Annotated in this window: 7 protein-coding genes; 3 read left to right on the forward strand and 4 right to left on the reverse strand. The window is 39.1% G+C overall.

All coding sequences use genetic code 11. The features are described 5' to 3' along the window. The 3 genes from ccoS to nhaA form a co-directional block, all read right to left on the reverse strand. Positions 1 to 192 (reverse strand): cbb3-type cytochrome oxidase assembly protein CcoS, encoded by a 192-nt coding sequence (gene ccoS, locus VIM94_RS02265; protein ID WP_081211004.1) that lies wholly within the window; start codon positions 190 to 192, stop codon positions 1 to 3. Between the two features lie 74 nt (positions 193 to 266). Next, a complete protein-coding gene (locus VIM94_RS02270; protein ID WP_332037669.1) occupies positions 267 to 2,648 on the reverse strand; it encodes a heavy metal translocating P-type ATPase in 2,382 nt (793 codons plus the stop codon). 147 nt (positions 2,649 to 2,795) lie between these two features. After that, a complete protein-coding gene (nhaA, locus tag VIM94_RS02275; RefSeq protein WP_332037670.1) occupies positions 2,796 to 4,130 on the reverse strand; it encodes a Na+/H+ antiporter NhaA in 1,335 nt (444 codons plus the stop codon). 280 nt (positions 4,131 to 4,410) lie between these two features. On the opposite strand from nhaA, the gene VIM94_RS02280 reads away from it, so the two are divergent. The 3 genes from VIM94_RS02280 to VIM94_RS02290 all read left to right on the forward strand — a co-directional run bounded on the left by VIM94_RS02280 (position 4,411) and on the right by VIM94_RS02290 (position 7,928). Continuing rightward, positions 4,411 to 5,604 (forward strand): hypothetical protein, encoded by a 1,194-nt coding sequence (locus VIM94_RS02280; RefSeq protein WP_332037671.1) that lies wholly within the window; start codon positions 4,411 to 4,413, stop codon positions 5,602 to 5,604. 129 nt (positions 5,605 to 5,733) lie between these two features. Continuing rightward, complete coding sequence (gene corA, locus VIM94_RS02285; protein WP_332037672.1) at positions 5,734 to 6,816, forward strand: magnesium/cobalt transporter CorA; 1,083 nt, start codon at positions 5,734 to 5,736, stop codon at positions 6,814 to 6,816. Positions 6,817 to 6,821: 5 nt separating this feature from the next. Next, positions 6,822 to 7,928, forward strand: a complete 1,107-nt coding sequence (locus VIM94_RS02290; protein ID WP_332037673.1) for a lactonase family protein — start codon at positions 6,822 to 6,824, stop codon at positions 7,926 to 7,928. 223 nt (positions 7,929 to 8,151) lie between these two features. On the opposite strand, the gene VIM94_RS02295 is transcribed toward VIM94_RS02290, so the two are convergent. Further along, positions 8,152 to 8,943, reverse strand: a 792-nt coding sequence (locus VIM94_RS02295) for a succinylglutamate desuccinylase/aspartoacylase domain-containing protein (RefSeq protein ID WP_332037674.1), incomplete at its 5' end; no start/stop codon positions are given.

Raw genomic sequence — 8,943 nt, forward strand, 5'->3', positions numbered from 1 at the left:
TTATTCAGTTTTCTCTTGTTTGGTGGTTTTATTTTTGGATTTTGAGTTTACTAATTCGTCTTCAAACAGCATACGGACCGAAGGTGTATACATATCGTCATACTGGCCCTTTTTTACCGAGAGGATAAAAGCTATAAAGAATATTATGGCTACTAGAACGCTTAGTGCCAATAGCAGGTAGATGATATTCATTGTTTAGTTAATTGCGAAACAAAAATAATAGTTCGTTAAAATTTAAAATATGACCTCAATCAGGTTTAATAAGTTTAAAATTGCCTAAGCCTTTTCCCGGCCATGTTAGTTGCCAGACTTGTAAAAGCTACTATACTAATGGAACTTAGAGGCATTAGTATTGCAGCGATTACCGGCATTAAATTCCCGGTAACTGCAAATGCGAGTCCAACCAGGTTATAACACAGGCTCAGCACAAAACTCCACTTAATAATTTTCATTCCCTTTTCTGAAATTTCAAAAAAGCTATGCAGGTCTTTTAACCTGGAAGTATCCAGAATCCCGTCACATGCCGGGGAAAATACATTTATATTTTCTGAAACTGATATTCCTACATCACTTTGTGCCAATGCCCCGGCATCATTAAGTCCATCTCCCACCATCATCACCCTGTTTCCTTGCTGCTGAAGTCTTTTTATAAAATTAAGTTTATCCTCTGGTTTCTGGTTAAAATAATATTTCGTTTGAAGCGGAAGCATTTTTTCCAAGCGTTCCTTTTCACCATCATTATCTCCCGAAAGTATGAATATTTGTCTTTCTTTACCAAGTTTTTCCAGAAGTTCCTGCAGGCCTTCCCGATAGGAATTTCTGAAAATAAAACGCCCCTTATATTCACGGTTACTGCTAATATGAACCGCTGTTTTATTAACCTGTGCGGTATCACTAAAAGGTTGCTGTACAAAGTCTGCAGAACCTATTTTTAAATTGCTTTGTTTATGTTTTGCTTCGATTCCTTTTCCGGTATGTTCGGTAAATTCCTCAGGGGTTAAGATCTCATTTTTATTAAGAATATCGTATAACTGCCGGCTAAGTGGATGCCCCGAGGCACGAAGACTTCCACTAAGGAGTTTCTCTTCTTCTCTGCTGAGCTTAAGGCCCTCGTAAAAGATTTCGGCCTTTTTATTAGTGGTGATGGTTCCGGTTTTGTCAAAAACCAGACAATCAATTTGCGCGATTTGCTCAATGATTCCTGCTTCCTTTAGGTAGAGTTTATTCCTTCCGAAGATACGAAGCAAATTACCTAGCGTAAAAGGCGTAGACAAGGCTATAGCGCAGGGACAGGCTATAATTAATACGGCGGTAAAAACATTTAAAACCTTTGTAGGATCGTAAATTATCCAAAACAAGCTGGCCAGAAATGCAATACTAAGAACGGCTGCAGTAAAACGCTTACTGATTTGGTTGATAAGGCTTTGGAATGCTGAATTCTTATTCTTTTTAAAAACCTCATTGCTCCATAGTTTTGTTAGATAACTTTGGTTTATGGCTTTTATGGCTTCAATTTCGATCAATCCTCCTTGCTGGCGACCTCCGGCAAACAGGGTTTCTCCCTGTAATTTCTCCACGGCGTTGGCTTCGCCGGTTACAAAACTGTAATCTATTAGGGCATCCCCCTTCATCAGCACGGCATCTATTGGAATTAACTCTCCGTTTCTTATCAGAATTCGATCCCCGGGTTCGATATCGTAAACCTGAACCTGTTCCTCGGTGTTTTTTGAATTAATTCGGGTAACTCCAATGGGGAAATAAGATTTATAATCCCGCTCAAAAGAGAGATAGGAGTATGTTTTTTGCTGAAAAAACCTACCTAAAAGCAGAAAGAACACCAGCCCGGTGAGGCTATCAAAAAATCCTGTTCCCAGGTCTAAAACAATTTCTGCGGTACTGCGCAGAAATAATACGGCAATTCCCAAAGCTATTGGCACATCTATATTCAGCATATTTGCACGCAGCCCCTTATAAGCGGAAATAAAATAACCAGAACCCGCGTAAAAAACTACGGGAAGGGAAAAGGCAAACATCATCCAGCGGAATAAATTTTTGAATCGATCTAACCAGAATTCATTTACTTCAAAATATTCCGGAAATGAGAGGAACATCACATTGCCAAAGGCAAAGCCCGCTACTCCTAATTTATAGATTAGGCTTCGGTTTATATCGGGTTTCTTTTGATCAAAATCGTTCAGGGAAATGTAGGGCTCATAGCCAATTCTGCTTAACAGGTAAGCCAGGTCTTTTAGCGAGACATCTTCAGGATTATAGGTAATACGCACTGTTTTACCCGGAAAATCAACCTGGGATGATTTTACTCCGGGATTAAGTTTATTAAGGTTTTCGAGCACCCAGATACAGGAACTGCAGTGCATAGAGGGAATAAGCAGGTTAACTACCTGGGTGTTGTTCTCGTCAAATTCCAAAAGTTTTGCTACGATGTCTTTATTGTCGAGAAAATCGAATTTCTTCTCGGAAAAAGCTGGTGAAATTCCCGGGTTATTATCCAGATCGTAATAATAGGAAAGGTCACTTTCATTCAGGATCTCATAGACGGTTTTACAGCCCGTACAGCAGAAATCTTTTTCCTGATACCGCAAATGCTCTTCTCTACATTCTTCACCGCAGTGAAAACAACTGGTCATATGCAAGTTATATTTTCCGACAAATTTTGGGCAATTGCGCCGGTTGTTATATGATTAGAATCAGGTTTATTAGTTAATTAAGAATTGTTCCACCCACTTTCATGAATTAAAATTAGGAAAATTTTAATAATCTGCATCCTTCAATTGTTAAACTTTCCTTTTTCTTTTAGTGATAATATTTAGGTAGAAATATCCAATTATTCCAGCGAGCATAGAAGCGAACAGAATGCCGATCTTTGCCTGGGCTTGTAGTGTTTTATCAACAAAAGCGAGTTCAGTAATAAATAATGACATAGTAAATCCAATGGCTGAAAGAAACCCTAAACCGTAAATATGTTTCCATTTTACATTTCTGGGTAAGGCCGAAATTTTAAAGAAAACCATAAGCCTGGTGAAGATGACAATTCCAAAGAATTTCCCGAAAATTAGTCCGAAGATAACACCAAGGCTTACCGGACTATGAAAAATATCAAAAGATTCAACATCTATAGTAACACCTGCATTTGCAAAGGCGAAAACTGGAAGGACCACAAAACTCACAAAGGGATAAAGTGAGTGTTCCAGACGTTGGAGTGGGGGAGTTGCATCTTCGGTTAGCGAAGAGAATTTTTCTATGGTATGGGTGATTTTTTCTTCAGCGTCACGAGGGTGTTTTTCCCTGTCGCGGTAATGTTGTTTTATTTCAAAAGAAAGCATTTTTGCCTTCCGCAGAAAAAGCGGGGTATTGATACGTTTTGAAGTTGGTACAGCAAATGCAGCCAACACCGCAGCTATAGTGGCATGAACCCCTGAAAGTAAAATTGCCAGCCATAAACCACCTATACCCATGATTGCGTAAAAAAGCGTATTCCTTATTCCAATAATATTTGCGGTTATTAGAATTAGTAGAAAAAAGGCTCCAATTGCCAGGCTTTCAATAGAAATTTCAGAAGTATAGAAAAATGCAATCACCAGAACTGCTCCCAGATCATCTACAATAGCAATTGCCGTAAGGAGTATTTTTAAGGTAAACGGCACTCGGTCACCCAGCAGAAAAAGAATTCCTAAAGCAAACGCGATATCTGTGGCCATGGGAATACCCCAACCGGAGACACCAGGCCCTCCAGAATTAAGGAAAAGGTAGATGGCAGCTGGCACGAGCATACCCCCAATGGCAGCAGCCACAGGTAAGATAGATTTCCTAAAGCTGGATAATTCCCCCTGAAGGATCTCTCTTTTTAATTCCAGGCCTACCATAAAAAAGAAAATAGACATTAGTCCGTCATTAATCCAGTGCAAGAGGTTTTTTCTTAAAACAAATTCGTTTATACCAAGATGGATATATTGTTTCCAGAGACTGTGGTAAGCTTCAGCAAGTGGAGAATTAGCTACGATCATGGCCAGGATAGCGGAAAATATTAACACCAATCCAACAGAAGTCTGTTTTTCTATAAAATTCTTTACGGGTAGTAGAAAATAGAGATCAAGGCCAGATTTTTTCATAATTGGACTTCTGATTTGATTTTAAAGTTACAAGCTCTTAAAAATAAGGAATATGATAAAGCTTAGGTTTAAAGTTATAAAAAGATTTAGGGAACTGGTGCCTGTGGCATAGATTGGGGAAAAGAAGAACATATATACTGAGAATTTTAGAAAATTCTAATGAAGAAACCAGGGTTTCTGCTTTAAATTCACCCCTGAAACAGGCTGGCACAAAATATGTAAAAACCCTGTGCGTTTTATTCTTATAAATTGAAAATCAGGTTTTATAAACCCAAAGTCTATGAAGAAGATACCCTTATTTATAATTAGTTTACTGTTTTCCCTTTCTGCTGTAAGTCAGACTCAAAGCTTTAAAGAAAATCAATCGGTGACCGAACAGGTGCTTAATGAACTCAATAGAGAACGAAGTCTCCTAAGCCGAAATCTGGATTACAGGATCAAGGAAATCGATTCCAAGATTAGTACTCTGGATGAGAGTATTAAAAATTCAAATTCCTCATCCGAGAAGGTTGAAAAGCTGCTGGAGCGAGTAAAATACCTGGAACAAAGGCAGGAGGAGCTGGATAAGAACACCGTGAGTGTATACAAATACAATTATAGTTCTGCGGTGCTTAACCTGGCCTCGATGGAGCGGGAGATAAAACCTTTAAATCTTTTTAATAGTTCAAGGGAATTCTATTCCACCCTGGATCAGGTTAGTAATCCTATGAATTATGATGGTTACAAGGAATGGTTCGGCACCTTTAAAAAATATGTGGATGAAGAGAAAAAGGATGATGCCCGCCTTGATGCCTTAAGTCATATCCTAACCGTAACCGGTGATCTAAGCAAAGGAACTCCCTTTACCGGGATGCTTGCCGGAAGTCTGTTTGATGGGATTGGTAGTTTCATCAATAACCTTAAACGCCGTGACCAGGAACTTAGAGAGCGCAGTACCGAAATGTTGAAGCTTACTACTACGGTCGCCCAGTTTACTCACGATAAGGATCTAATCGAAACCGAATGGGAATCGATCAATAAGAGTCTTGATGAGTTGAAAGAACTTCAAAACAAAGCCCTGAAAGAGAATCTTACCGGAATGCTGGGGATCGACCTCAAAGAGTTTGAGAAGAATTTCACTAACGAGACCGATGCTAAAAAACGTACCCAATATATTTTGGATATTTCTAAAATTGCAGAAAACAAAATTGTAGAAGAAAAGGCTAAAAACCCTGAAAACTGGAAACAGGATTATCACGACCAGATGATTGCCGTAAAAAACCTAAAGATCAGGTTCGGGACCATCACCTTCAGGATTCTGGAGAATCTAAACAAGTATGAGCATTTAATAAAGAAATATAAAGACGATAAGTACCTTAAGGATAGAATGGCTCAGCTTAAACTAAAATTAGATTTGGTAAGAAACAGTTTTGAAAACACCTTTAATCCACAGGAGTACATCAAGGCCTCAAACGAGATGTATGTAGTTGAGTAAGATTTAAATTAAAATATTTAAAAGGAGAAGGCCTAAAACCTTCTCCTTTTTTTATTCTGAAAAACGCCGTAATAAATCTTTCGGTTTCACTTTAAGTCTTTTTCCTACCTTTATGGGAAAGAATTCCTGATGATTAAAAGAAAAAGGTATTCCCTTAGACGTCCCAAACCTGATAAGGCGCTGCACCAGGCCCCGGGCACGGTGACATACATAGGTCATAAAGAATCTGTTGAGACTAAATTAGAGGTAATAGATTATAATAAAGAAAGCTTTGAACGTTTTATCTCCAAAACTCCTGAAGATGCTTTTAAATTTGATGCTCCCGAAAAGGTTACCTGGTTCAATATTGATGGGCTAAGCAATACCGAGAATATTGAAAAACTCGGTAAATATTACGAATTGCACCAGCTTATTATAGAAGATATTGTCAACACCAATCAGCGACCAAAAATTGATGAATACGATGATTACATTTTTGTAGTCGCTAAAATGCTTTACCATGGGAAAAACGGCCATCTGGAAAATGAGCATATCAGTTTTGTGTTGGGCAAGGATTATGTATTAAGTTTTCAGGAAGCGGGAGGCGACGTTTTTAATAATGTAAGAGACAGGCTCAGCGAATCTCATGGCCGAATTCGTTCTAATGGCGCAGATTACCTACTCTTCGCCTTGCTCGATGCTATTGTAGATAATTATTTTATAGTTATTGAAGAGATCGCAGATAAGATAGAGAACCTTGAGGAACGCCTTTTTGAAAGTGAACCTAATGATGATATAACTTTCGAAATCCAGGAACTTAAACGCACGATTTTACGAATTAGGAGAGCTGTTTTTCCGCTGCGGGAAGTGGTGAGCAGATTGGAGAAGATGGATGGGAACCTCATCAATGATCGCACCTTAAATTATTTACGCGACCTTTATGATCATGTACTCCAGGTTTCAGAGAATATCGATATATACCGGGAGATGACCTGGGGCCTTATGGATATGTACATGACCACTTTAAGCAACAAGATGAATAAGGTAATGAAAGTACTTACCATCATCGCCACGATTTTTATTCCACTTACCTTCATCGCAGGAGTATATGGGATGAACTTCAAAAATATGCCTGAACTCCAGTGGGAATACGGTTATTATGTGCTTTGGGGGGTTATGCTCACTATCTTTGTTTTAATGCTTTTTTATTTTAAACGTAAAAAATGGTTATAAAAAAAATGAAATTTTTTCCAGTTATTTTATTCTGTTTGTTGAGTATCCACGGGTTTGCTCAAAATCCGGTTTACATCGGTACTTACACCAAAACCGAAGGCCATGTAGATGGTAAAGCGGATGGAATATATTTAATACATCAAATATCCGGGACAGGAGCGCTAAGTGAAGCTGTTTGTGTGGCTGAAATGATCAATCCAAGTTTTGTGAAGGCCTCGCCCGATGGCAAGAATCTTTATGCGGTGAGTGAACTGGGGCCCGGCGACGATGAATCGGGCTTTATTCATTCTTTCAGAATAAAAGGTGATAACTACCTTGAAGAAATAGGAAAAATCTCTACGGAAAGCTTCGCGCCCTGTCATATAGAGATTGATCAAACGGGTAAATATGTTTTTGCTTCAAATTATGTGGGAGGCGTGGTGATGCTATACGAAAGGGATGAGCAGGGAATCCTTCTGAAAAGACAAAAAATAAGGCTTGAAAACGCTGAAGCTTCTCACCCCCATTCGGTGAGTATTTCCAAAGACAACCAATTCGCTTATATCAATGATCTGGGGAATAACAAGGTTTGGATTTATAATTTTGATCCGGAATCGGGAAGATTGAGTCCGAATAACCAGCCTTTTGTGAAACTGGAAGAGGGCGCCGGGCCAAGACATTTTTCATTTTCGAAGAACGAGGAATTCGCTTACAGCATAAATGAACTTAATAGCTCAATTACTGTATTCCAAAGAGATTCTTTAGGTGGCCTGCATATAGTTGAATCTTATTCAAGCCTTCCGGAAAATTTTGATGGAAAGAATTTTACGGCTGACATTCACATGCATCCAGGCGGGGATTTTTTATATGCTTCCAATAGAGGCCATAACAGTATTGTAGCATTTCAGGTAGACAAGAAAAATGGAAAACTTGAATTCATAAGCCATTATTCTACACAGGGAGAGTTTCCACGAAATTTTGCGATCTCTCCCGATGGCAGTTTTTTATATGCCGCAAATCAGAATTCTGATAACATCAGTATTTTCAGGATTAATAAAATGAATGGTAAATTGAGTCCGCATTTGGAACCGTTGAAAGTAAAAACTCCGGTTTGTATTGAATTTTCAGAGTAAAGCTTTTTTCAGGCTTATAAATCATTAAAAGGATTTTTTTAAAGGCTGGCCCGGTCTTATATAATATTTTCCTGTGGAACAGGTTTCTCTTGGGTGAAGGCTGACATTATATGTCAGCCAGAGAACACAGCCTATCTCTGGGAAGAGCGTTGTCTCAGAGACCTGGATATAAAAATTCCCCTTAAGGTGAATTCATTCTAAGAGGAATTTTAAATTATGGAATTTAGACTTCTTTTACTACGAAAAAGCCATCATTGCCTTGTGCCTGGTAAAGTGGCATAAAAATACGGGCATCCCACTCACTTTTAATTTCCTTTCCATTCTGGATTGCCAGGAGGTCCCCCTTTTTGATTTTCTGGAAATTCTCAAAACCCGGTTGCATCTTAAATTCGTCTGAATCTTTCAGGCCGTGCCTGTGCATCAGTTCAAAGGTCTTTTGCACTGGTGCATTCTTTTCAGCGAAGTTATTTACACAGGCGGGATAACAGGAAATCTGTTTGAGATCCAGCTTACAGGCTTCTTTTAGTGCCAGCCAGATCACGCCCTCGTGATTTTCCACCGAAGTTTTATCGGTATGCTGACCGGCTTCGAGTACAAAGCCGGTAAGTCCCGTTCGGCTTAAATAATGGTCTATACAACCATAAACCATATCGCTGAATCCGCGTACGATATAGGTGGGGAACTTATGGGCCCATTCATCGTTATCATTCACTTCCTGGACAGAAATATAGGGCAGGCTGGGAGAGGAGGTGGTGTGACAATCCAGAAAATAGCGTTTCGTGTAATTACTTTCGGGGTGTTGCTCCAGGACCTCAATTATCTCCCACATTTCCCGTTGTTCATGGGTTTCTTGTTTCTTTTCCTGAATATTTTCTACTGTCCAGGTACGGTTTAAATCTTCCTCTAGAAAGCGCTTGTTCCGGTTTAGCGCCTCTTTATTCCCTGAAACGCCAATAATTGTTCCTTCAATTTCCGGTTTTGACTTTTCCAGTTCAGCAAAAACCCTTTCCAGGGC

Source organism: Salegentibacter sp., from assembly GCF_036568425.1.
GTDB lineage: Bacteria > Bacteroidota > Bacteroidia > Flavobacteriales > Flavobacteriaceae > Salegentibacter.

What these genes read in the sequence shown, in the direction of transcription:
- VIM94_RS02270 (WP_332037669.1), bottom strand. Translation starts at nt 2,648, where the DNA reads ATGACCAGTTGTTTTCACTGCGGTGAAGAATGTAGAGAAGAGCATTTG.
- corA (WP_332037672.1), top strand. Translation starts at nt 5,734, where the DNA reads ATGATTAAAAGAAAAAGGTATTCCCTTAGACGTCCCAAACCTGATAAG.
- VIM94_RS02290 (WP_332037673.1), top strand. Translation starts at nt 6,822, where the DNA reads ATGAAATTTTTTCCAGTTATTTTATTCTGTTTGTTGAGTATCCACGGG.
- VIM94_RS02280 (WP_332037671.1), top strand. Translation starts at nt 4,411, where the DNA reads ATGAAGAAGATACCCTTATTTATAATTAGTTTACTGTTTTCCCTTTCT.
- nhaA (WP_332037670.1), bottom strand. Translation starts at nt 4,130, where the DNA reads ATGAAAAAATCTGGCCTTGATCTCTATTTTCTACTACCCGTAAAGAAT.
- ccoS (WP_081211004.1), bottom strand. Translation starts at nt 192, where the DNA reads ATGAATATCATCTACCTGCTATTGGCACTAAGCGTTCTAGTAGCCATA.